This is a genomic window from Streptomyces sp. NPDC052225 (assembly GCF_040679615.1).
In the GTDB taxonomy this organism is placed as follows: Bacteria; Actinomycetota; Actinomycetes; order Streptomycetales; family Streptomycetaceae; genus Streptomyces.
Genome location: NZ_JBFAVD010000016.1, coordinates 76,785 through 97,329, shown reverse-complemented (window position 1 = coordinate 97,329; position 20,545 = coordinate 76,785). Strand labels below are relative to the sequence as shown.

The 20,545-nt window shown below is 73.2% G+C and carries 24 protein-coding genes and 1 riboswitch; of the genes, 11 read left to right on the top strand and 13 right to left on the bottom strand.

What is annotated here, in order from left to right; translation table 11 throughout:
* Window positions 1-21 precede the first annotated feature (21 nt).
* Window positions 22-235: riboswitch (cobalamin riboswitch) on the bottom strand.
* Window positions 236-339: 104 nt separating this feature from the next.
* A complete protein-coding gene (locus AB0L37_RS23250) occupies window positions 340-690 on the top strand; it encodes a metalloregulator ArsR/SmtB family transcription factor (RefSeq protein WP_365508550.1) in 351 nt (116 codons plus the stop codon).
* Between the two features lie 7 nt (window positions 691-697).
* Here AB0L37_RS23250 and AB0L37_RS23245 read toward each other — a convergent pair whose 3' ends face one another.
* The 3 genes from AB0L37_RS23245 to rho all read right to left on the bottom strand — a co-directional run bounded on the left by AB0L37_RS23245 (window position 698) and on the right by rho (window position 2,937).
* Window positions 698-1,198, bottom strand: a complete 501-nt coding sequence (locus tag AB0L37_RS23245; RefSeq protein WP_365508547.1) for an inorganic diphosphatase — start codon at window positions 1,196-1,198, stop codon at window positions 698-700.
* 65 nt (window positions 1,199-1,263) lie between these two features.
* On the bottom strand, window positions 1,264-1,755 hold the full coding sequence (locus AB0L37_RS23240; RefSeq protein WP_365508544.1) for a GNAT family N-acetyltransferase: 492 nt from the start codon (window positions 1,753-1,755) through the stop codon (window positions 1,264-1,266).
* A gap of 30 nt (window positions 1,756-1,785) precedes the next feature.
* Window positions 1,786-2,937, bottom strand: a complete 1,152-nt coding sequence (rho, locus tag AB0L37_RS23235; protein WP_365508541.1) for a transcription termination factor Rho — start codon at window positions 2,935-2,937, stop codon at window positions 1,786-1,788.
* Window positions 2,938-3,315: 378 nt separating this feature from the next.
* On the opposite strand from rho, the gene AB0L37_RS23230 reads away from it, so the two are divergent.
* Window positions 3,316-4,026: a class I SAM-dependent methyltransferase gene (locus AB0L37_RS23230; RefSeq protein ID WP_365508538.1), complete on the top strand. Its 711-nt coding sequence runs from the start codon at window positions 3,316-3,318 to the stop codon at window positions 4,024-4,026.
* A gap of 4 nt (window positions 4,027-4,030) precedes the next feature.
* Here AB0L37_RS23230 and AB0L37_RS23225 read toward each other — a convergent pair whose 3' ends face one another.
* Window positions 4,031-4,603 (bottom strand): CGNR zinc finger domain-containing protein, encoded by a 573-nt coding sequence (locus tag AB0L37_RS23225; protein ID WP_365508536.1) that lies wholly within the window; start codon window positions 4,601-4,603, stop codon window positions 4,031-4,033.
* 132 nt (window positions 4,604-4,735) lie between these two features.
* Here AB0L37_RS23225 and AB0L37_RS23220 point away from each other — a divergent pair, with 132 nt between their 5' ends.
* The 4 genes from AB0L37_RS23220 to AB0L37_RS23205 all read left to right on the top strand — a co-directional run bounded on the left by AB0L37_RS23220 (window position 4,736) and on the right by AB0L37_RS23205 (window position 8,789).
* Window positions 4,736-5,911 (top strand): MFS transporter, encoded by a 1,176-nt coding sequence (locus AB0L37_RS23220; RefSeq protein ID WP_365508533.1) that lies wholly within the window; start codon window positions 4,736-4,738, stop codon window positions 5,909-5,911.
* Window positions 5,912-6,180: 269 nt separating this feature from the next.
* On the top strand, window positions 6,181-6,897 hold the full coding sequence (locus AB0L37_RS23215) for a hypothetical protein (RefSeq protein ID WP_365508530.1): 717 nt from the start codon (window positions 6,181-6,183) through the stop codon (window positions 6,895-6,897).
* A gap of 168 nt (window positions 6,898-7,065) precedes the next feature.
* A complete protein-coding gene (locus tag AB0L37_RS23210) occupies window positions 7,066-7,338 on the top strand; it encodes a YrhB domain-containing protein (protein WP_365508527.1) in 273 nt (90 codons plus the stop codon).
* A 131-nt stretch (window positions 7,339-7,469) separates the two neighbouring features.
* A complete protein-coding gene (locus AB0L37_RS23205; protein ID WP_365508757.1) occupies window positions 7,470-8,789 on the top strand; it encodes a hypothetical protein in 1,320 nt (439 codons plus the stop codon).
* Between the two features lie 19 nt (window positions 8,790-8,808).
* On the opposite strand, the gene AB0L37_RS23200 is transcribed toward AB0L37_RS23205, so the two are convergent.
* Window positions 8,809-9,735: an NAD(P)-dependent oxidoreductase gene (locus AB0L37_RS23200; protein ID WP_365508524.1), complete on the bottom strand. Its 927-nt coding sequence runs from the start codon at window positions 9,733-9,735 to the stop codon at window positions 8,809-8,811.
* Between the two features lie 281 nt (window positions 9,736-10,016).
* Here AB0L37_RS23200 and AB0L37_RS23195 point away from each other — a divergent pair, with 281 nt between their 5' ends.
* Both AB0L37_RS23195 and AB0L37_RS23190 read left to right on the top strand, forming a co-directional pair.
* A complete protein-coding gene (locus tag AB0L37_RS23195; RefSeq protein ID WP_365508521.1) occupies window positions 10,017-10,763 on the top strand; it encodes a GAF and ANTAR domain-containing protein in 747 nt (248 codons plus the stop codon).
* 273 nt (window positions 10,764-11,036) lie between these two features.
* Window positions 11,037-11,312: a hypothetical protein gene (locus AB0L37_RS23190; protein ID WP_365508518.1), complete on the top strand. Its 276-nt coding sequence runs from the start codon at window positions 11,037-11,039 to the stop codon at window positions 11,310-11,312.
* 169 nt (window positions 11,313-11,481) lie between these two features.
* On the opposite strand, the gene AB0L37_RS23185 is transcribed toward AB0L37_RS23190, so the two are convergent.
* The 6 genes from AB0L37_RS23185 to AB0L37_RS23160 form a co-directional block, all read right to left on the bottom strand.
* Window positions 11,482-11,871 carry a VOC family protein gene (locus AB0L37_RS23185; RefSeq protein ID WP_365508515.1) on the bottom strand — a complete coding sequence of 130 codons (390 nt, stop codon included), beginning with the start codon at window positions 11,869-11,871 and terminating at the stop codon, window positions 11,482-11,484.
* Window positions 11,868-12,161: a metalloregulator ArsR/SmtB family transcription factor gene (locus AB0L37_RS23180; RefSeq protein WP_365508512.1), complete on the bottom strand. Its 294-nt coding sequence runs from the start codon at window positions 12,159-12,161 to the stop codon at window positions 11,868-11,870. The genes AB0L37_RS23185 and AB0L37_RS23180 overlap by 4 nt, the downstream gene beginning before the upstream one ends.
* Before the next feature lie 71 nt (window positions 12,162-12,232).
* Entirely contained in the window at window positions 12,233-13,543 is a 1,311-nt protein-coding gene (locus AB0L37_RS23175) for a hypothetical protein (protein WP_365508509.1), read from the bottom strand.
* Window positions 13,540-14,208, bottom strand: coding sequence for a methyltransferase domain-containing protein (locus tag AB0L37_RS23170; RefSeq protein ID WP_365508506.1), 669 nt, complete (start codon window positions 14,206-14,208; stop codon window positions 13,540-13,542). Before AB0L37_RS23170 ends, AB0L37_RS23175 begins: the two co-directional genes overlap by 4 nt.
* Window positions 14,205-14,867 (bottom strand): DUF2064 domain-containing protein, encoded by a 663-nt coding sequence (locus AB0L37_RS23165; protein ID WP_365508504.1) that lies wholly within the window; start codon window positions 14,865-14,867, stop codon window positions 14,205-14,207. The genes AB0L37_RS23170 and AB0L37_RS23165 overlap by 4 nt, the downstream gene beginning before the upstream one ends.
* Window positions 14,864-15,565 carry a glycosyltransferase family 2 protein gene (locus AB0L37_RS23160; RefSeq protein ID WP_365508501.1) on the bottom strand — a complete coding sequence of 234 codons (702 nt, stop codon included), beginning with the start codon at window positions 15,563-15,565 and terminating at the stop codon, window positions 14,864-14,866. The genes AB0L37_RS23165 and AB0L37_RS23160 overlap by 4 nt, the downstream gene beginning before the upstream one ends.
* Before the next feature lie 124 nt (window positions 15,566-15,689).
* Between AB0L37_RS23160 and AB0L37_RS23155 the strand changes: the two genes are divergently transcribed.
* Genes AB0L37_RS23155 through AB0L37_RS23145 form a run of 3 tightly spaced genes read left to right on the top strand, consistent with a single transcriptional unit; the run spans window position 15,690 to window position 18,462 of the window.
* On the top strand, window positions 15,690-16,430 hold the full coding sequence (locus AB0L37_RS23155) for a response regulator transcription factor (RefSeq protein WP_365508498.1): 741 nt from the start codon (window positions 15,690-15,692) through the stop codon (window positions 16,428-16,430).
* On the top strand, window positions 16,423-17,538 hold the full coding sequence (locus tag AB0L37_RS23150; RefSeq protein WP_365508495.1) for a HAMP domain-containing sensor histidine kinase: 1,116 nt from the start codon (window positions 16,423-16,425) through the stop codon (window positions 17,536-17,538). The genes AB0L37_RS23155 and AB0L37_RS23150 overlap by 8 nt, the downstream gene beginning before the upstream one ends.
* 42 nt (window positions 17,539-17,580) lie before the next feature.
* The gene (locus tag AB0L37_RS23145) at window positions 17,581-18,462 is read left to right on the top strand and encodes an alpha/beta hydrolase (RefSeq protein ID WP_365508492.1); all 882 of its coding nucleotides are present in this window, start codon (window positions 17,581-17,583) and stop codon (window positions 18,460-18,462) included.
* 9 nt (window positions 18,463-18,471) lie between these two features.
* Here the strand turns inward: AB0L37_RS23145 and AB0L37_RS23140 are convergent, their stop codons facing one another.
* Window positions 18,472-19,479, bottom strand: a complete 1,008-nt coding sequence (locus AB0L37_RS23140; protein ID WP_365508489.1) for an NAD-dependent epimerase/dehydratase family protein — start codon at window positions 19,477-19,479, stop codon at window positions 18,472-18,474.
* A gap of 84 nt (window positions 19,480-19,563) precedes the next feature.
* Window positions 19,564-20,484, bottom strand: coding sequence for an oxidoreductase (locus AB0L37_RS23135; RefSeq protein WP_365508487.1), 921 nt, complete (start codon window positions 20,482-20,484; stop codon window positions 19,564-19,566).
* Window positions 20,485-20,545: the final 61 nt, after the last annotated feature.

The following is a 20,545-nucleotide window of genomic DNA, read 5'->3' as shown; positions in this document are numbered from 1 at the left end:
ACGCTCCAGCACCTCGTGGATCACTTCGTGAGATGCCGTGGCCGGTCTCCTGGCTTACGGGCGTGCGCCGCCGCGCCTGCCTTCCCAGCGGCCTTGCGGCCACCAGTGGCGTACTGGCACGGTGCGCTCCGGACCTGCGGTCCGGAACCCGATCACAGTGGCGAGGGCCGCTCCGGACTTGGCCCCTGAGGGGTTGTCACCGGTCTTCCCGAGCACCACGGCCCGTTCACCTTAGGGGGGCCGGCACGTGGCTGCATAGCTGCACACCTGTGCAGGTATGCAAGATCACATCGCGGCCCGGGTGGCGGTGGGCGGTACGGGTGTTGAGAGAATCCGGCCATGCATCTCGTTCCGGCCGAGCGGGCCGATCACCGCACCATCGACGGGCACCGGGTCTGCGACGCCGTCGAGGCCATCGGGGACGTGGCGCGGGTACGCGAGTGGGCGGAGCGCTTCTCGCTGCTCGCCGACCCGCACCGGCTCGCCCTGCTGCTCGCGCTGCGCCGGGTCGGTCCGCTGGCCGTGTCCGACCTGGCGGTGGCCTCCGGGATGAACGGCGCGGCCGTCTCGCAGGCGCTGCGGCTGCTGCGGGCGGCCGGGGTCGTGGCGGGGGAGAAGACGGGGCGTGTGGTGCGCTACCGGCTCGTGGACGCGGAGATCGGGGAACTGGTCGACGCCGTGGGGACGTGACCGGCGCTCAGGACCGGCGCCCGCGCGCCCGCCTGATCTCCTCGTACGCCTTCTCGCGGCCCTCCCAGTGAGAGCCGTCCACCGACTTGCCGGGCTCCAGGTCCTTGTAGACCTCGAAGAAGTGCGTGATCTCCAGGCGGTCGAACTCGGGGATGTCCTCGATGTCCTGGACCGTCGCGTGCCGCGGGTCGTGCGCGGGCACGCACAGGATCTTCTCGTCCGGGCCCTTCTCGTCGCTCATCACGAACATGCCGATCGCCCGGCACTCGATGGTGCAGCCGGGAAACGTCGCGTCGCCGGTCAGCACGAGCGCGTCCAGCGGGTCGCCGTCACCGCCGAGCGTGCCGTCGATGTAGCCGTAGTCGGCGGGGTACTGGGTCGAGGTGAAGAGCATCCGGTCGAGCCGGATCCGGCCGAGTTCGTGGTCCATCTCGTACTTGTTCCTCGACCCCTGCGGGATCTCCACGATCACGTCGAACCCGTCCGAGCGCACCTGGTCGCTGCCCAATGTGGCCTCCTTGCCCCATTCCGACGTCCCCGAGTGTGCGCCGTGCGAGGCGAGGGCGGAAGACCTCAGGCGGCGGGTGGAACGGTGAATTCGAGTTCGGGCCGGTCCCAGGCCACGGCCGGCGGGCGCGCGAGGACCGTGCCGGTGCGGCGCGCGCCCATGCTGCGGTAGAAGCCCTCGGCGGGCGGGTGCGAGACGACGCGGACGTGGTCGAGCCCGGCGGCCCGCGCCTCGGTGTGCATGTGCGCGATGAGCAGCCGCCCGATGCCGAGGCCCTGAGCGGAGTCCGCGACGAACATCAGGTCCAGCTCCGGCGGCGCGAGCACCAGCGCGTAGAACCCGAGGACCCGGTCGTCGGCCTCGTCGACCGCCACGAAGACGCGGTGCGCGTCGATGTAGTCGGGGCCCACCCGGTAGTCGGCGACCATCGCCGCGTACGGGCCTTCGTAGGCGCGGGAGCCGCGCACGAGGCGGGTGAGACGCCTGGCGTCGCGTGCGGTGGCCCGCCGGACCGTCACGGTCGGCTTCGCACCGGGGTGCGTAATGCTCGGGGTCATGGTTCGAGTATTACGCATCCGGGGCCGGGATCACGTGCCGGGTACCGTCCGATGGACCTGGCGCAGGAACGCCGCGTTGTCCGGGCTCCGGCGCAGCTTGTCGAGCAGTGCCTCGTACGACGACTGCCCGTCGCGCCCCTGGAGGGCCCGGCGCAGTCCGCGGACGACCGCCAACTCGTCGGCGGGCACGAGGAGTTCCTCGCGGCGCGTGCCGGAAGGGGTGATGTCGACGGCCGGGAAGACGCGGCGGTCGGAGAGCGTGCGGTCGAGGCGCAGTTCCATGTTGCCGGTGCTCTTGAGCTCCTCGAAGAAGTAGTCGTCGGCGCGCGATCCCGTGTCGACCAGCGCGGTCGCGAGGATGGTCAGCGAGCCGGCCTCCTCGGTGTTGCGGGCCGCGCCGAACAACTGCTTCGGGCCGAGCACGGCGGCCGCGTCCACGCCGCCGGACAGGGTGCGCCCGCCGGACGACGCCGCGTTGTTGTGGGCGCGGCACAGCCGGGTCAGCGAGTCGAGCAGGATCACCACGTCGCGGCCCTGTTCGACGAGGCGCTTGGCGCGCTCCACGGCGAGTTCGGCGAGCGCGATGTGCGCCTTGGCGGGGCGGTCGAACGTCGACGCGTACACCTCGCCGCGCACGGAGCGCCGCATGTCGGTGACCTCCTCGGGCCGCTCGTCGAGGAGTACGACCATGAGGTGCGCCTCCGGGTGGTTGGTCGCGACGGCGGCGGCGATCTGCTGGAGCAGCACGGTCTTGCCGGTCTTCGGCGGCGCGACGATCAGTCCGCGCTGCCCCTTGCCGACGGGCGCGACCAGGTCGACGACCCGGCCGGCGAGCCCTGAGGCCCCTTCGAGGCGCAGGCGTTCGGCGGGGTGGAGCGGGGTGAGGTCGGCGAAGCGCGGACGGGTGCGAAGGGCCGCGGCGGGCAGGCCGCCGACGGTCTCGACGTGGCCGAGCGTGTGCGGCTTGCCGCACAGTCCGGTCACGAAGTCGCCCTTGCGCAGGCCGAGTTGACGGATGAGGGAGGAGGGGACCTGCACGTCGTGGGACGTGGGTGTCAGGTCGGGGGCGCGCAGGAACCCGTGTCCGTTCGAGCTGATGTCGAGGACACCGGCGACGGGAACGGGAACCTTCGCCGCGGAGGCGGCGCCGGGCCGCTGCGGGGCTTCGAGTGTGGTGGTCATGGTGATCACAGGTCCTTTCGCGGACGTCGATCCGTCCGCGGGCAGAGAAGGCAGAAAGGGCAGAGGGGAGGGGGTGGGATCCGGCGGAGCGAAGGGCGGAGTCCTGAGGGTCCTGAGGGTCCTGAGGAACATCACGCCCGAGGCCGGGAGAGAACTGGCCGTGCAGGGGCGGGGGAGAACCCGTTCAGAACCTGCTGACCAGGGATGATGCGCGCTGAAAGGCTGATCGAAACGATGAGCGCTCACGCGCTGAAGAGATGGAACCGGCACCGGCGCCTCGGATCGGGCGTACACAAGTGCTGAGCCGACTGTACCACCGGACCCGGGGTGCGCGGCAAGAGCGGTTTTCGGCGGGTGGTCGACCTATGCTGAGCCGCCATGTTCACACCCCAGGGGCCCACCCTCCGCGAACTGGCCGTTCAGGCGCTGTCATCCGTCGAGCGCGGCTACGACCTGCTCGCCCCGAAGTTCGACCAGACGCCCTTCCGCACCCCCGACATCGTCCTCGACCCGGTCGCACGCACCCTTCGCTCGTCGGGCCCGTACGAGAACGGGCTCGACCTGTGCTGCGGCACCGGGGCGGGGCTCGGGGTGCTGCGCGAGGTGTGCACCGGGCGGACGGTGGGGGTCGACTTCAGTGTGGGCATGCTCCAGGTCGCGCGCGGCGAGGAGCCCACGGCCTCGTACGTCCGCGCCGACGCGCTGGCGCTCCCCTTCGCCCCGGCCTTCGACCTCGTCGTCAGCTTCGGGGCGTTCGGCCACTTCGTGCCGGGCCAGTACGGGGAGTTGTTCTCCCAGGTCCACCAAGTCCTGCGCCCGGGGGGTCAGTTCGCGTTCCCCCTGCCGGCGCCCGCCCGCCCCGGCTCCCGCGGCTACTGGGCGATGCTCGGCTTCGACGGGGTGATGCGGGTGCGCAACGCGGTGTGGCGTCCGCCGTTCGTCATGTACTACCGCCCCTTCAAACTGTCCGACGTGCGAAGGGAGTTGGGCCGTACGGGCTTCGACGTGACGTTGCGGGCGCTGCCGGAGCTGGGGGAGCGGCCGGACGGTTCGCCGCGGTGCCGGCTGGTCGTGGCGACGCGTCGCTGAGACCTCAGCATCGGGCGGCCTTGCGTGCCCGGAAGGCGGCTGCCTTGATCCGGCTTCGGCAGGCGTCGGAGCAGAAGTGGCGTACGGCGTTGCGGGAGTTGTCGACGTACACCCGGTCGCAGTTCGAGGCCGTGCAGACGCCGAGGCGTCCGGCCAGGTCGCTGCCGACCGCCAGGGCGAGGGCGGTGGCGCAGCCGGCGCTCCAGCCGACGGAGAGGCTGTCGTCGGATCCGTGGAAGTGGAGCTGCCAGGGTTCGCCGTCGACGCGGTCGAGCTGGGGGCGGGCGCCGGTGGTGCGCAGCAGTGCGTTCACGGTCTGGGCCGCCCGGTCGAGGTCGCCGCTGTCCACGGCCTCGAACACGGCCCGCATCTGGCGGGCCGCGTCGGCGAGGTAGGCGGCGTGGTCCGGCTCGACCGTGGCGCGTTGCGAGGCGAGCGGCAGGGCCTCGTGGACCGCTGGTGGGAGCTGGTCGCCGTGCGGAGCGGCGTAGGGGCGGCCCTGTCGGGCGCCGTCGGTCAGCGTATTCACGAGGGAGACGGCAGCGTCGAGCAGCGTCACCACGTGACCATCGAACATCACTTGACCGGTCACTCCTTGGGGCTCTAGCGTGCGTACGCAACCGACGATAGCTGTTTCGTCGGTCACGGACGAGGGGGCTTCGTGAGGTGTGCGCAGGGCGGGCGGGGCAGTCGGCCGTTGCCGCGTACCGTGCGCTTGCTGATCGTGGCGCGGGCGGTGAACCGGCTGGGCGCGTTCTCCCTCTCCTTCCTCACCGTGCTGATCACGACGAGCTTCGGTGCGGACGCCCGCGTCGCCGGGTACATCAGCGCCGCGTTCGGGCTGGCCGCGATTCCCTCGCGCCTCGTCGGCGGGCGGCTGGCCGACCGGCTGGGCCCGCGCCGCACGATCGTGATCGGGCTGACCGGTTGCGCGCTGGCGCAACTGGGCCTCGCCGCCGCGGACGGCCTCGCGGCGGCGGCATGGTCCGCCGTCCTGCTGGGACTTGTCTACGAGATCTACGAGCCGCCCAGCCAGGCGATGATCGCGGAGGTCGTGGCGCCGAGTGAACACGTGCGCGCGTACGGCCTGTTGAACGCGGCGCTGGCCGTGGCCGACATGGGCGCGGGACTCCTGGCGGCCGGTCTGGGGCGCTGGGACCTGCACTGGCTCTTCGTGGCCGACGCCCTGACGTGCCTGCTCTGCGCGCTGGCCGTACGCCTGGTCCTTCCCGCCGGCCGGCCCGCGGCCGCTGTCGACCCCGGGCAGCCGTTCGCCGCCGCACCCTGGCGCGACAGGTCGTTGCTGCTGATGCTCGCCGCAGGGACGCTTCTGGCGGTGGTCCACCTCCAGATCATGACCATGCTGCCGCTCGCCCTGCGCCTGCGTGGCCTCCAACCCGCCGACGCCGGACTGCTGTTCACCGCCTCCGCCCTCGTCATCGCCGCCGGACAGCCACTCCTGCGGCTGCGCCGCCTGGCCGAGCTCCCGGACGCCGCCGCCTTCGTCGGCGGCCACCTCCTTCTGGCCCTCGGCCTCGCCGGATACGCCCTCGCCCACGACCTTGCCGTCCACGTCGCGGCAACCCTGGTGTGGAGCCTGGGCGACCTCCTCCTCGTCGGCCGCGCGTACGCCATCGTGGCCGCCCTGGCCCCGGCCGGCGGGAAGGGGCGCTATCTGGCCGCCTACGGCACGAGTTGGGGCGTCGCGGGAATCGTCGCCCCGATCACCGGCACGCAATTGCTGGAGCGCGCGGGGCCGACGGGTTTGTGGAGCGTGATGTCCTTGGTGTGCCTGGTCCTCGCGGTGGTGCAGCCCGCGTGGATCCGCACGGCAGGTGCCGGCCGTGAACGCGGGCACGCGGCCGCTTCCGTGAACGTTTCCTGAGCGGGTGGCGTCACAGGTACATGGTCGATCAGCCGGACATCGTCGCGGTCCCCTCGGGAGCCCCCCTGCCGGGTGGGCCATCGCGCGCTGCCTGCCTGCGTGTTGGGGCAATGCTGACGGTCGTCGCTCTCGCGGCCGTCACCGGTTGTGGCAGCCAACAGCGGGGGAGCGGGGCCGGCACACAGACCCCGGCCGACCGCGCGCGGAGGGTAGCCGCGGCGTGGGACGGGTCCGCGGCGGCTGCGGCGTGGCGCGCCGGGTACCACCCGATGGGCGACGTGATCCAGCCGCCGCGGGGTGGCCTGCGCGGCGAGCGGGACCAACAGGCTTACGCGGACGGGAAGTTCGCGCTGAAGGGGGCTTTGCCTGCCGCCCGGCCGAAGAGCGGGCGGGTGACGTGGGCCGGGGGCGGGACGCTCACCAGGCCGCTGCGGTCGGCCGACGCGTCCTACCGGGCCCTGGCGCGGGACCGTGGCGGCGCCGACGGGTCGTACGGCCTCACCGTGACCGGCGCCGAACTGGGGCAGATGAAGATCGCGACCAGCCGCGGGCCGGCGATGGTTCCGGGGTGGCTGTTCACACTGGACGGTTACGACACCCCGCTCAAGCAGTCCGCCGCCGTCGCATCCGCACTCCCTCGTCCCCCGATCCGAAGGGCTGTCGACGTCCCGGGCCTCCCCCTCGACCGACTGACCCGGATCTCCGCGGACGGGCGCTCGGTGACCGTGGTCGCCCTGCACGGGGTCTGTGACGACGGCCCCCTCGTCGACGTACGGGAGACGTCCGGCAGCGTGGTGCTGACCGCCTCGGTCGAGGACGACGCCAAGGACCGTGGTCTGTGCACGGCGCAGGGCAAGTTGGAACAGGTCACGGTGGAATTGGCCCGTCCCGTGGGCGACCGCGTGCTGCTGGACGGAATCACGGGCCGGCCCGTCCCGTTCAAACCGCGGTACGGGCCTTCGCCGAGTTGGAGCCAGCTTGATTAGTGCGACGGCCTTGTTCCGTCGCCTGTCGACAGGAGGCAACCATCGGCGCCTGAGCGTATGCCCGGTCGTGCTCGGACCGTTCTGAGTCCGGCGGTGCGCCCAGGTCGCCAACGTGCCGAAGCTCAGGGCGGGTTAGGGTGCCCCCTTGAGTCGACGGACCGGGGACGGATGATCGAGCACAGCGAAGCCCTGCAACGGGCGGCGGCGTTTCTCGCGGGCAGGCGGCGGGACGATGAGCCGCCTCTCGCCATCGATGCGCAGCGGGTCCGTGAGAGCGGCGGGCTCCTGATCGTTCCGTACAACTCTGTGCAATACCTCGCCTCGCGTGATGCGCGAGAGCAACTGTTGGACTGCTGGCCCGTCCTCGTCGACCTCGCAGCCGGGCATGTGCGGTTCGGGACCCTGGACGAGCGTCATCTCTGGAGGGACCCGAGAGCTTGACGGGCGTTCGCGACCGTGGGTGCGGGAGCGGCCACCGTTCTGGAGAATCGGGCCTGCCGGTCTCGAAGCACCTGCACTCACTCGCGTAATGCGGTTGAGCGGTACTGGGATCATCGGTGAAGATCCACGGCATGTTCTCGCGCAGGAATCGCCGACCGAAGACCCCCGCACTCCTCCAGGCCTGGCAGGCACTCGATGAGGGGGATGTGCCAGGGGCCCTGCGCCAGTTGCGGCACGGCGTCGAAGAGCTGCCGCTCGGCGAAGTCGCCCTCGTGGTCGGCCGGGCCGCCGGGAGTGCCGGCTTCGAGGATCTGCGGGCCGCTTCCGAGGCACTGGCCGCCCGTCCCGAAACGGCCCGCGCGCTCTACGACTTCGGGTACGCCTGCATCGAGCGTGGCGTGCCCTACTTGGCGATACCCGCCCTGCGCCAGGCGCTGCGCCAGTCGCCGGACTCCGCGCCGATCATGCGGGAACTCGTCTCGGCGTACGAGCGCGAGGGGCGGCACCGTGAGGCCGTTGACCTGCTCGCCGCGCACGAGGGCGGGCTCGCCGACTGGCCGGACCGCTACCTGCTGATCTTCAACGCCATCATGGCCGGCGACCTCGCCCTGGCCGACCGTCATCACGCGCTGCTGCCCGATCCGCAGGACCCGCAGTGGCAGCCCGCCCGGGATCGCCAGCGCGCGATGCTGGAGCGGGCCACCGGGGCCGGGCGGGTGAGCGCGCTCGACGCGACCGATCTGCGGGGGTGGCAGTACGTCATGGGCGGCACCGTGCTCACCACTCTCTCCCCGTACGGGTTCGACGCGGGGATGAATGGGCGGTTCGCCCTGGTGCAGGACAACCATGACCAGTGCCTGGCCGGGCTGGTGCGGCTGAGGGCGGTGATCGACGCTGCCGGGGTGCACCCCACCTCGGTGTCCCTGCTGCCCGACCGGGGCAGCCGCATCCTGGGGCTCGCGGCGGCCCGGCTTCTGGATCTGCCCGCGCAGCCCTTCGCGTCCCGCCGCGAGAACACGGTCGTCGTGGCGTACGACCTGAACGACGTCGCCGGCACCGCGCACGGGCCCGAGATCCTCGGGCAGCTCGTCGAACGGGCGCCGGGGCAGGTACTGCACGAGCACGCGAGCAACTGGACCGATCCGCCGGTCGTCGCCGCCGACAGCATCACCTTGCTGCACCAGTCGGCGACCGCGCCGTGGGACGCGCAGATGCGTGTCGGCGAGGACGGCGACGTCGAGCTCGGCGCGCCGGACGACAGGCCGGAGGAGGAGGTCGCCGCGGACATCCTGGCCGCCGACGGCCGCCTTGTCGACGGGGACGGTGCGACGCCCGCCGACCCGGTCGAGAAGCTCACCGACTTCGTGTCCGCCGTACGTGACTCCTGGCTGCGGGGCAGCCGTGCGGGGTTGTCGTCCGCGGGCCCGGTGTCCAGCTCCCGCTTCCTCTGACCCGCTGACGCTCGGAGGCTTAGGTGTGGGAGCCCGCAGTCCTGAACCCCTCTCGCCACGACGGGTACCGCAGCTCCCAGCCGAGCTCCCGCTTCGCCTTCGCGTTGGAGAAGCCGCGGCCCTGCGTCATCATCGCCACCGCGACGTCCCCGGCGGCGAGCCGGGCCAGCCAGACCGGGACCCGCAGCGGCGGCTTCGCGCCCGCGCAGGCGGCCAGGTGCGGGAGCCAGGCGCTCGCGGGTGCGGGGTCGTCGTCGACGATGTTGAACACGCCGCGCACCCGCTGCTCGACGGCGAGGACCGTGGCGCCGGCCGCGTCGTCGAGGTGGATCCACGAGGTGTGGCCCGTGCCGCGGCCGACGAGCGGGAACCGCCGTTTGCGGATCAGCGCGACCGTGTCGTCGGTGGCGCCGGGCCCGTAGAACGAGCCGTATCGCAGGACCGCCCCGCCGGCCCCGGTGACCGCGTCGTGGACGTACTGGATCGACCTCATGCCGGGTTCCGCCACCGTCCCCGTCATCGGGTCGAGCGGATCCTCCTCGGTCTTCACCCAGCCGCCCGAGCGCAGCCCGTTCCAGCTCGCGTAGCCCTGCGCGACGACCCGCTCCACGCCGACGGCCTCGGCGGCGGCCAGCAGATGGTCCGTGCCCTCGACGCGCAGCCGGTTCGTGGTGGCGAACCAGCGGTCCATGTGCTTGATGTCCGCCTTGCCGGCGATCGACGTCATCTGATGGACGATCACATCGGGGGATGCCTCGGCGACGGACTGGCCGACCGAGGACGCGTCGAGTCCGTCCATGACGACGCCTTGGGCGCCCAGTTCCCTGAGGAGCCCGAGCTTCGCGGCGTTCGTCGTCGTCGCCGTCACCTCGTGCCCTCGCGCCACGAGCAGCGGTACAAGGCGTCGGCCGATGGCCCCACTCCCGCCTGCCACGAACACGCGCATGACGTTCCCCTTCCCGATTCCCGATCCCCGATTCCCGATCCCAAGTCCTGAGGGCCCCTCAAAGGGCCGTCCTGCAAAGGGTTTTACGCACGGGACGAGGCAGGGCGGGATTCTGTGACACGGTCCGCGCGGCGGACCGGCCGGCGAGGGCCCGAGAGGCCGACCGATGACACCGGACCCCTTACTCATCAAGGCGCGCGGAAGGCGAGAATGGCGGGGCAACACCGGGCCTGCCTACGAAGGGAAGCGACGGGGTCCGGGCGGATCGCGGAGGTGACGAGATGGCGCAGCCCGAGCGTGACGAGCGGCTGGCGCGGGCCTTTCTGGAACTGGCGGACACTCTGGTGCAGGGGTTCCGTTTGATCGACTTCCTGCACGTGCTGACCGATCATGTGGTGGACCTGCTGGACGTGGCGGGAGCCGGCGTGGTCATGGTCGACGCGCGGGGGCGGCTGGTGGATGTCGCTGCCTCGACCGGGCGCGCGCACCAACTGTGCGAAGCCCAGCTGGAGTTCGACGAGGGCCCGTGCCGGGACTGTTGCGACGACCCGCACGTCATCGGCCCGCTGAACCTCTCCGGGCAGGAGGCGGGCGAGCGCTGGCCGCGTTTCACCAAAGCGGGCCGCGCCGCGGGGTTCGAGACCGTGGCCGCGCTGCCGCTGCGCCTGCGCGACGAAGCCATCGGTGCGATGAACCTCTTCCACGTCCGGCCAGGGGCGCTCCGGCCGGCCGATGTGCGCCTGGGCCAGGCCCTCGCGGACGCCGCGACCATCGGCATCCTGCATCAGCGGCTCGCCCAGGACCGTGCGGAACGGATCGGGCAGTTGCAGACCGCGCTCACCAGCAGGATCGCGATCGAGCAGGCCAAGGGGTACCTCGGCGCCCGCCTGGACGTGTCGCCCGAGGACGCCTTCGCCCTGATCCGCTCGTACGCCCGCGCCCGCCGCAGGTCCCTGACCGGGCTGTGCGAGCAGATCGTCGGCGGCACGCTGGATTCGAGCCTGTTCACCGGGGCCCGGGACGCCTGACTCCCCGTCACCGCGAGCCCGCCCGGCGGGCTGCCGTACGACGCCCATCGGAGCCCACCCTCACCTGGCAGGCGCTGCGGTGCCCACGGCCGTTCCCGATCTCGCGATGCCCCTGGCCGCGGCCTCCGGGAGTTCCCGAGGCCTCGCCCTGTCGGCCGCCTCGTGCGCGGCGGCGCTGGGCCTGGACGGCCTGCCGTACACGCTGGGGGAGGGGCCCACCTTCGACGCCGGGGGCCCACTCTCGATGCCGCCGGGGCCGGCCTGCCCGTCATCGTGCCCGATCTGAACGGCACCGCGCACGGTCGCCGGTCCGCCCTGCTCCCGGCCTTCCGCAGCCACCTCGTACGCGCCGTCTCCGCCCTGCCGCTGCACCTCGGCGTCATCGGGGTCGGCGCCCTCACCGGCCGTCGCGCCGCCGCCGGGCCACTCACGCGCGCCCGGATGGCCCCCGCCCGGCCCTCGCCGAAGCCGTCACTGTCATCCTGCTCGCCCGCGCCGGCCTGCACGACATCGGCGCGGACCGTCCGCTGCCCCCGCACCGCGCCCTGATCCACCGGGCCGCCGATGCCCTCGCCCACCGCCTCGCCCTGGCCGTCGACCAGGCCCCCGCGCGGCTGCGTGCGCACGCCTTCACGCACGAGACCGCCCGATCCCGGAGGTGGCGCACGCCGTCATGCGCGACGGGTCCCGTCACGAGGGCGACGCGGCGCCCCGACGGTCAGGCGCTGTGCACGAGCTGGATCAGATTGCCGCAGGTGTCGTCGAGGACCGCGGTCGTGACCGGCCCCATCGTCAGCGGCTCCTGGGTGAACTCGACCCCGAGCCCCCGCAGCCGCTCGTACTCCACCCGGACGTCGTCGACCGCGAACGACGTCGCCGGGATGCCGTCCTGGACCAGAGCCGTCTTGTACGGCGGGACCGCGGGGTGCCCCGACGGCTCCAACAGCAGCTCGGTCCCGTCCGGGGCCTCCGGCGAGACGACGGTCAGCCAGCGGGCCCCGCCGCCCAGCGGGATGTCGTGCTTCTTCACGAAGCCGAGCACGTCGGTGTAGAAGCGCAGCGCCTTCTCCTGGTCGTCGACGAAGACGCTGGTGATGTGGATCCTCATGGGGTGCTCTCCGGTCCGTCGGGCCTGAGCCATCGGTTCATGACGCGCTCAAGCGGCTCGGTGTTCAGATCGTGGAACTTGTAGCGGCCCTGGCGCCGCGCGACGACCAGGCCCGCCGCCTCCAGGACGGCCAGATGCTGGCTGATCGCCTGCCGCGACAGGCCGAGTCCGTGCTTGGTCATCAGCCGCGTGCACAGCTCGAACAGGGTCTGACCGTCCCGGTCCACCAGCTCGTCCAGGATGCGGCGACGGGTGGGGTCGGCCAGCGCCTTGAACACATCCTCTGCCATGCTCGCCACGATAGGCAAGTCGGCACTTGCCTATCAACCCGGAGCTGCGACGATACCGGCGCCGCGCCTTGTCACCACCCCGTGAGCAGGAGCGAATTCAGTACGAGCGCGAGGGCGGCCTGGGCCGCGAGCCAAGCACGGCGCCGGCGGTCGGGGAGCAGCGCTCCTGCCGCGAGGAGCCAGGTCGCGAACGGCAGCCAGATGCGTTCCGTCTCCGCCTTGCTCATGCCCGAGAGGTCGGCGGCGAGGAGCGCGAGGAGCGCCCCGGTGACGAGCAGCGCGAAGTGCCGCTCGCCGTCGCGCACGGCGCCGGGGACGCGCCGCAGCCCGGCCACCGTCGCCGGACCCACCACCAGCACGGTGCACGCGAGGTTCGCCCACACCCAGTACCCGTACGGCCGGATACCGCCCGCCCCTTCGTAGTAGCGCTCCACCAACAGCCGGTACGCCTCCCACCAGTTGAACCCGGCGAGGGCGAACGCCACCGGTACGACGGCGGCGCCGAGCACCATCAGGGGGAGCGGACGCCAGGTCCGGGTGAGCAGCAGCACCGTCCCCAGGAGTACGGCCAGGAGCGTGAGACCGTACGACAGGAAGCAGGTGGCGCCGAACAGAACTCCCGCCGCCAGGGCGGCAGTTCGGCTCCGGCGGGTGGCCGCGAGCGCCGTGCACGCCACCGTCCACGCGGCGACCGCCGCGAAGTAGCCGTCGGCCGACGTGCCGACCCACACCGCGGCGGGCGCGAGCACCAGGAACGGCGCAGCCCGCCGCGCCATCTTCTCGCTCGCGAGCGCCCGTACGGTCACCAGGACCGCGACGGCCGCCGTGCAGCCCACGGTGATGCACCACACCCCGGCCCACGCGCCGCCCCCGAGGCCGATCCGGTCGAGCCAGACGAAGGTGAGCGTGGCGCCCGGCGGATGCCCCGCCACATGTGCGGGCCAGTGGTCGGGCGAGCCGATCAGGATGTGCCGGTGGAAGTCCCGCAGCGTCGCCGGGATGTCCCGGAAACGGTCGATGACCTGGAGGTACTCGTACGAGGTGGTGAGCCGCCGCGCGATGCCGCGGTGCCAGCCGTCGATGAGCGCGAGGGACCACGTCCACGCCATCGAGGTGCCCCAGGCGCCCCACAGCAGCCCCCGCCACGACAGTCGGGCGGCGAGCGGAGGCCCGTAGGCGACGACAAGGGCGGCGACGGCGAGCGCCGCCGGGGTGCCGGGGCCGAGGTGTGGACCCCAACGTGCGTACAAGGGAGGCCAGTTGACGTGCAGCGTGCCGTACCGGTGCTCGATGTACGTGCCGATGCCGACGGCCGCGGCCACGAGGAGGGCGGCTGCCGCGACGGCGAGCAGATCGCGGCGCGTGCCGCTGTCGCGGTTCATCGCACGGCCCTCAACCGCAGGGTCACGAAACGCCGTTCGCCGACGCCCCAGCGGCCGATCGGGCGCCATCCGGTGGCCCGCGCATGCCGCTCCACGGCGCGCACACCGAGCCGGGCCCACGGGAAGAGCGATCCTGTGGCGCCCTGCCCGTCGGCCACGCGTACCTCGACCCGCTCGTCGACGTCCTGCGCCACGGCCTCCACGATCAACAGGCCCCTGGGGCACACCAGTTGGGAGACGCGGGCCAGCAGGGCGCGAGGATCGCCGCCGATTCCGACGTTCCCGTCCATCAGCAGAGCGGTGCCCCAACTCCCCTCCTCCGGAAGGGGGTCGAAGACCGAGCGGTGCAGAGCGGGTCCGCCCAGGCTGCGTGCCCGGTCGACGGCCGCCTCGCTCACGTCGACACCCAGCGTGCGCCGCCCCACCGCGGCGAGCGCCGCCACGAGCCGGCCCGGGCCGCAGCCGATGTCGAGCACGGAGCCCTCGCAGCGGTGCAGCGCCGACAGATCGGCGGCGTCGGCCCCCGCGCACCAGCGCTCCACCTCCAGCGGCAGCAGCCAGCCGTCGGCGCGGCGCAGGAAGAGCGGGCCGCGCTCTCTGCGCACGGCGTCCGCGTACGGGTCGGCACACCAGGGCGGCGCCGTGTCCGGGGTCGTCGTGGTCATGCCGCACCCCCGCGCACGGCCGGGGTGAGCCGCCGGTGCTCCGCCGCGAACCGCCCGCCCGGCGCGAGCGCGGCCACCCGCTCCGCGTCCCGCGCCGTGTCCACGTCGAGGACGCGCGGCAGATCCCGTACGCGCAGCCCCGCCTCGGTCAGCCGGGCCCGCTGGGCCGCGCCGGTGAACGGCGTCGACATCGGCACCCCGCGCAGCAGTGCCGGGTCCGGCGCCGCGAGACCGAGTGCCCAGAACCCGCCGTCCTCCGCGGGGCCGAACCAGGCGTCGCACTCCTGCCACGCGTCCGGCGCGAGCGCGGGCGCCAACAGGCCGGGCAGGGCGGCGAGTTGAGGGGTGTCCATGCCGACGAGCAGTGCGGGCCCGTCAGCTGCCGCGTCCTCGAACGCCGCCGCGAGCCGCTCGTCGAGGCCGTCGCCGCGTTGTCGTACGACGTCGAACCCGGCCGGCAGCCACGGGCCCGGGGCCCCTTCGAGGACCAGGAGCCGGCGCCGTACGGGCGCGGCGAGGGCGGCGTCGAGGGTGTCGCGCAGCGCGGCCTCGGCGAGCCGCGCGGCCTCGGCGGGCGTGAACGGCGGCGTCAGACGCGTCTTGACCCGCCCGGGCACGGGCGCCTTGGCGATCACGAGGAGGGTGGCCGTCGAGGTCATCGGGCCGCCCCCTGTGCGAGGACGGACCGCATGTCCCGTACGGCGTGCCACGTCCCGCGCCATGTCCCGGTCACCTTCGACTTCCCCTCACGCGGCAGGTACGGAACGTCGCGCTCCTCCACCCGCCAGCCCGCGTCGGCGGCCCGCACGACCATCTGCAGGGGGTAGCCGCTGCGCCGGTCGGTGAGCGCGAGGGAGAGCAGGTCCGTGCGGCGCGCGGCGCGCAGCGGGCCCAGGTCGTGCAGGCGCAGGCCGGTGCGGCGGCGCATCATGCGGGCGAGCGCGACATTGCCGGCCCGGGCGTGCGGCGGCCACGCCCCGCGCCCCTGCGGCCTGCGCCTGCCGAGGACCAGGTCGGCCTCGCCGCGCGCGACCCGGCCGACGAACGGCACGAGCAACGCGGGGTCGAGCGAGGCGTCGCAGTCGCAGAAGCAGACGATGTCCGCGGTCGACGCGGTCAGGCCCGCGTGGCAGGCGGCGCCGAAGCCGCGGCGCGCCTCGCTCACGACCGTCGCGCCGAGGCTCCGGGCGATGCCGGCGCTGCCGTCCGTGGACCCGTTGTCGACGACGACGGCCCGCCAGCCCGCCGGGATCCGGGACAGCACCCAGGGCAGGGCGGCGGCCTCGTCGAGGCAGGGCAGCACCACGTCGACGGAGACCGCGGGCGAAGGGGCCGGAGGAGAGTCTGGAGGGATCACGGCACTCACCCTACGAATCGAAAACGGGCAAACCGGACTTCATGTCCTTACGAAACAAGGACATCGCCCCGTCCGCACCCCCACGACCGCTCCGGCAGCCGCGCGGCGGTGCGACGCTTGAGCCATGCACACTCCATCGCCGCAGGGCCGGGTCCTGGTCGTCGACGACGATCCGACCGTCGCCGAGGTCGTCGCGGGCTACCTCGACCGCTCCGGCTACGACGTGGCCCGCGCCGCCGACGGCCCCAGCGCGCTCGAACGTGCCGCCGCGCACCGCCCCGACCTCGTCGTCCTCGACCTCATGCTGCCCGGCATGGACGGCCTGGAGGTCTGCCGACGGCTGCGGGCCCGCGGGCCCGTACCGGTGATCATGCTGACGGCGCGCGGCGACGAGGACGACCGGATCCTCGGCCTGGAGGTGGGCGCCGACGACTACGTGACCAAGCCCTTCAGTCCGCGCGAACTCGTGCTCCGCGTCGGCTCCGTGCTGCGCCGCAGCCGCGCCGCGACGCGGCGCGCGGCCGCGGGGCCGCTGTCCGCCGCCGGGCTCACGCTCGACCCGGAGGCGCGCCGTGCCACCCAGGACGGGGTCGAACTCGCCCTGACCATACGGGAGTTCGACCTGCTCGCCTTCCTCCTTCGGCACCCGGGCAAGGCCTTCACCCGTGAGGACCTCATGCACCACGTGTGGGGCTGGGACTTCGGTGACCTCTCCACGGTCACCGTCCACATCCGCCGCCTGCGCGCCAAGATCGAACCGGACCCGGCGAAGCCCCGCCTCATCCAGACGGTGTGGGGCGTCGGGTACCGCCTGGACGACGGCACGACCGCGCCGAAGGACGAGGAGGACGCGACCCGTGCGTGACACCCTCCTCATCGCCCTCTACGCGTTCCTCGGCGCCGCCGCCGCAGGCGTGCTCGGCGCGGTCGCCCTGCTCGCGCTGCGCCGCCGCTCGCTGACCGTGTCGCTCACCGTCGTCGCCTCCGTGGCGGTCACCGCGATGCTCGCCGGGACGCTCACCGTGGCCTGGGCGATGTTCCTGAACTCGCACGACCTGGGCGTGGTGACCACAGTCGTCGCCATGGCCGCCGTCGTCTCGCTCGCCACGGCGCTGCTCCTGGGCCGCTGGGTCGTGGCCCGCAGCCACGCCCTCACGCTGGCCGCCCGCTCCTTCGGCGAGGGTGGCGACTTCGCCGCGCCGACCGTCCCCGGGACGGCCGAACTGGCCGCGCTGACCCGCGAGTTGCAGATCACCAGCGCGAAGCTCGCCGCCTCCCGCGACCGTGAACGCGCCCTGGAGGCGTCCCGCCGCGAACTCGTCTCCTGGATCTCGCACGACCTGCGCACCCCGCTGGCGGGACTGCGCGCCATGTCCGAAGCCCTGGAGGACGGCATGGCCGCGGACCCGCAGCGCTATCTGCGCCAGATAAGGACCGAGGTCGAGCGCATGAACGACATGGTCGGCGACCTCTTCGAACTCTCCCGCATCCACGCGGGCACCCTCGCCCTGTCCCCGCAGCGCATCTCCCTGTACGACCTGGTCGGCGACGCGCTCGCCGGCGCCGACCCCCTCGCGCGGGAACACGGCGTGCGCCTGGAGGGCGACGGGGTGGCGCAACTGCCCGTGGAGGTCGACGCCAAGGAGATGAGCCGCGTCCTCGGCAACCTCCTCGTCAACGCCATCCGCCGCACCCCCGCCGACGGGACCGTCGCCGTCGCCGCCCGACCCGCGACCGACGGCACCGGCGTCGTCCTGTCCGTGACGGACGGCTGTGGCGGCATCCCCGAGGACGACCTCTCCCGCGTCTTCGACACCGGCTGGCGCGGCACCGACGCGCGCACGCCCCCGTCGGGAGCGGGCCTCGGCCTCGCGATCGTGCGCGGCATCGTGGAGGCCCACCAGGGCCGCACCACCGTCCGCAACGTGCCCGGCGGCTGCCGCTTCGAGGTCACGCTGCCCGCACCGGGATAAATTCGGATGCCGCCCTTCCGTATGGCCTGGCAAGATCGCCGTATGCCGATCACCGACGTATCGCCCGGAGTCCGTCTCGCCTACGACACCTTCGGTGATCCCGCGGACCCGCCGGTGCTGCTCGTCATGGGCTTCGGCGCCCAGCTGATCGCCTGGCACGAGGACTTCTGCCGCGCCCTCGCGGAGCGCGGCCGGTACGTGATCCGGTACGACAACCGCGACTGCGGCCTGTCGACGAAGTTCGACGAACACCCCGTGGACATGGGGCGGTTCGTCGCCGCCGTGAGCTCGGGGGACTTCCCGACCGCCCTCGCCATGGCCCCGTACCGCCTGGACGACATGGCCGCCGACGGTCTGAACCTGCTCACCGCGCTCGGCATCGACCGCGCCCACGTCGTCGGCGCCTCGATGGGCGGGATGATCGCCCAGGCGATGGCCATCGCCCACCCGGAGCGCGTGCTGACCCTGACGTCGATGATGTCGTCGACCGGCGAGAGCGAGTACGGCCGCTCCACCCCCGAGGCGCAGGCGGCCCTCCTCGCCCCCAGGCCGACCGACCGCGAGGGCTACATCGCGTCGGCGGACACGGGCCTGACCTGGGCGTCCCGCCGTTACGCGGACGCGGCCGGCCTGCGTGAACTGGCCGCGCAGAGCTACGACCGCGCCCACTGCCCGGCGGGGACCGGGCGCCAGCTCGCGGCGATGATCCTCAGCGGCTCCCGCGCCGACGCCCTGCGCGAACTGAAGGTCCCGACCCTCGTGATCCACGGCCTCGACGACACCCTGATCACCCCCGACGGAGGCGAGCGCACCGCGGCCCTGATCCCCGGCGCGCAGCTCCTCCTGCTCCCCGACATGGGGCACGACCGCCCGCGCGAGCTGTGGCCGGAGCTGGTCGGGGCGCTGGCGGCGCACACGGTCTGACCCGCCGCGTCAGGCCGTCTCGGCCGCGAACTCCTTGATCCCCTCCGCGAACCCCACCTCGGGGCGCCACCCGAGCGCGTCCCGCAGCCGCGCCGAGTCCGCCGTCACATGGCGGACGTCGCCGAGCCGGAACTCGCCGGTCACCACCGGCTCCGGGCCCCCGCAGGCGGACGCGAGGGCGCGGGCGAGTTCGCCGACCGTGCGGACGTCGCCGCTGCCCACGTTGTACGCGGTCATGTCCTCCGGGGCCCGCTCGCGCAGCGCCTCGACGGCCGCCGCGTTGGCCCGTGCCACATCCCGGACGTGGACGAAGTCCCGCCGCTGCGCGCCGTCCTCGAAGACACGCGGGGCCTCGCCGCGGGCGAGCGCGGAGCGGAAGAAGGAGGCGACACCGGCGTACGGGGTGTCGCGCGGCATCCCGGGGCCGTACACGTTGTGGTAGCGCAGCGCGACGGCGCGGCCGCCCGTGGCGCGCGCCCACGCGGCGGCGAGATGCTCCTGCGTCAGCTTCGTCGTGGCGTAGACGTTGCGCGGGTCCAGCGGCGCGTCCTCAGCGACCAGGCCCGGCGTCAACTCCCCACCGCAGTACGGGCATCGGGGCTCGAAGCGGCCCGCCTCCAGATCGGCGACGGCACGCGGCCCGGGCCGTACGACACCGTGCGCGGGACACTCGTAGCGGCCCTCGCCGTAGACCACCATCGACCCCGCGAGGACCAGGTCGCGGACCCCGCGCTCGGCCATCGCGGCGAGCAGCACCGCCGTACCGAGATCGTTGTGCGAGACATAGGCGGGGGCGTCGGCGAAGTCCTTGCCGAGGCCGACCATCGCCGCCTGGTGGCAGACCGCGTCCACCCCGTCGAGGGCGGCGCGCACGGCGTCGGGGTCGCGGACGTCGGCCGCGCCGCGCCCGTCCCGCGGCGCCGTGTCGAGCACGACGACGTCGTGCCCCCGCCCCGTCAGTTCCGTGACGACCGCCGACCCGATGAACCCGGCTCCGCCGGTGACCAGTACGCGCATGCGGCCACGCTAAGGGCCCGGCGCGGCGGAGCGGCCGAGGCGGGCGGCCCCGTCATGACTCCGTAAGATCCCGCCTCCGCCGGTTCAGCCGACGGAGGCGGGCAGCGGGAAGCGCACCTCCGTCAGCTCCTGCGACACGTCCCACAGCCGTCGCGCCACCTCCGCGTCCAGCGCCCCGGGCGCCGGCTTCACCCGGGTCGGCGCGCCCCGCAGTTCGCCCCGGCCGTCGGGGCCGATGAACTCCCCGCCGCGCACGCCCGGTTCGGTCGCCGCGTACAGCTGCGGCAGCGCGCCGCGCTCGGCGGACTGGGCGAGCGGGCGGGCGAGGTAGCCGAAGAGCAGGCGTTGCAGCCCGGTCGTCCCGTTCGTCTGGAGGCCGGTGGCGCTGTAGCCGGGGTGCGCGAGCACGCTGCGCACCGGGCTGCCGGCCGCGGCCAGGCGGCGGTGCAGTTCGAGGCCGAAGAGGGTGTTGGCCAGCTTCGACTGGTTGTAGAAACGGGCCGGCGCGTAGCCGTGCTCCCCGGTGAGGTCGTCGAAGTCGATGCGGCCCTGGCGGTGGTTGAGCGAACTCACCGTCACCACACGGGGATCGGGGCCGGTCAGTGCGTCCAGCAGCAGGCCGGTGAGCGCGAAGTGCCCGAGGTGGTTCGTGGCGAACTGCACCTCGTGGCCCTGCGGGCTGAGCGTGTGCGGTGGTGCGAGGACGCCCGCGTTGTTGATGAGGACGTCGATCCGGGGATGAGCGGCGCGCAGGCCGTCGGCGAAGGCGCGTACGGAGATGAGGTCGGCGAGATCGATCCTGCGCACCTCCGTACGGTCGCCCGGGAGGCCCGCGACGACCGCTCGCCCCTTCTCCGGATCGCGCACCGCGAGGACCACGCGCGCGCCGCGGCCCACGAGCGCCCGGACACTCGCCAGGCCGAGACCGCTGCTCGCCCCGGTGATCACGAACACCCGCTGCGACTGGTCGGACATCTGATCGGCACTCCACCGTTGCTCGTTCATGTGGCACAGCCTGGCGTTGATGGCACTTGGTGTCAATACGCCTCTGAGTGCCGAGGCGCCT

Coding starts and splice junctions, on each gene's coding strand:
- AB0L37_RS23250 (WP_365508550.1), top strand. CDS start 340: ATGCATCTCGTTCCGGCCGAGCGGGCCGATCACCGCACCATCGACGGG.
- AB0L37_RS23240 (WP_365508544.1), bottom strand. CDS start 1,755: ATGACCCCGAGCATTACGCACCCCGGTGCGAAGCCGACCGTGACGGTC.
- rho (WP_365508541.1), bottom strand. CDS start 2,937: ATGACCACCACACTCGAAGCCCCGCAGCGGCCCGGCGCCGCCTCCGCG.
- AB0L37_RS23230 (WP_365508538.1), top strand. CDS start 3,316: ATGTTCACACCCCAGGGGCCCACCCTCCGCGAACTGGCCGTTCAGGCG.
- AB0L37_RS23225 (WP_365508536.1), bottom strand. CDS start 4,603: ATGTTCGATGGTCACGTGGTGACGCTGCTCGACGCTGCCGTCTCCCTC.
- AB0L37_RS23215 (WP_365508530.1), top strand. CDS start 6,181: ATGGGCGACGTGATCCAGCCGCCGCGGGGTGGCCTGCGCGGCGAGCGG.
- AB0L37_RS23210 (WP_365508527.1), top strand. CDS start 7,066: ATGATCGAGCACAGCGAAGCCCTGCAACGGGCGGCGGCGTTTCTCGCG.
- AB0L37_RS23205 (WP_365508757.1), top strand. CDS start 7,470: ATGTTCTCGCGCAGGAATCGCCGACCGAAGACCCCCGCACTCCTCCAG.
- AB0L37_RS23200 (WP_365508524.1), bottom strand. CDS start 9,735: ATGCGCGTGTTCGTGGCAGGCGGGAGTGGGGCCATCGGCCGACGCCTT.
- AB0L37_RS23195 (WP_365508521.1), top strand. CDS start 10,017: ATGGCGCAGCCCGAGCGTGACGAGCGGCTGGCGCGGGCCTTTCTGGAA.
- AB0L37_RS23185 (WP_365508515.1), bottom strand. CDS start 11,871: ATGAGGATCCACATCACCAGCGTCTTCGTCGACGACCAGGAGAAGGCG.
- AB0L37_RS23180 (WP_365508512.1), bottom strand. CDS start 12,161: ATGGCAGAGGATGTGTTCAAGGCGCTGGCCGACCCCACCCGTCGCCGC.
- AB0L37_RS23175 (WP_365508509.1), bottom strand. CDS start 13,543: ATGAACCGCGACAGCGGCACGCGCCGCGATCTGCTCGCCGTCGCGGCA.
- AB0L37_RS23170 (WP_365508506.1), bottom strand. CDS start 14,208: ATGACCACGACGACCCCGGACACGGCGCCGCCCTGGTGTGCCGACCCG.
- AB0L37_RS23165 (WP_365508504.1), bottom strand. CDS start 14,867: ATGACCTCGACGGCCACCCTCCTCGTGATCGCCAAGGCGCCCGTGCCC.
- AB0L37_RS23155 (WP_365508498.1), top strand. CDS start 15,690: ATGCACACTCCATCGCCGCAGGGCCGGGTCCTGGTCGTCGACGACGAT.
- AB0L37_RS23145 (WP_365508492.1), top strand. CDS start 17,581: ATGCCGATCACCGACGTATCGCCCGGAGTCCGTCTCGCCTACGACACC.
- AB0L37_RS23140 (WP_365508489.1), bottom strand. CDS start 19,479: ATGCGCGTACTGGTCACCGGCGGAGCCGGGTTCATCGGGTCGGCGGTC.
- AB0L37_RS23135 (WP_365508487.1), bottom strand. CDS start 20,484: ATGAACGAGCAACGGTGGAGTGCCGATCAGATGTCCGACCAGTCGCAG.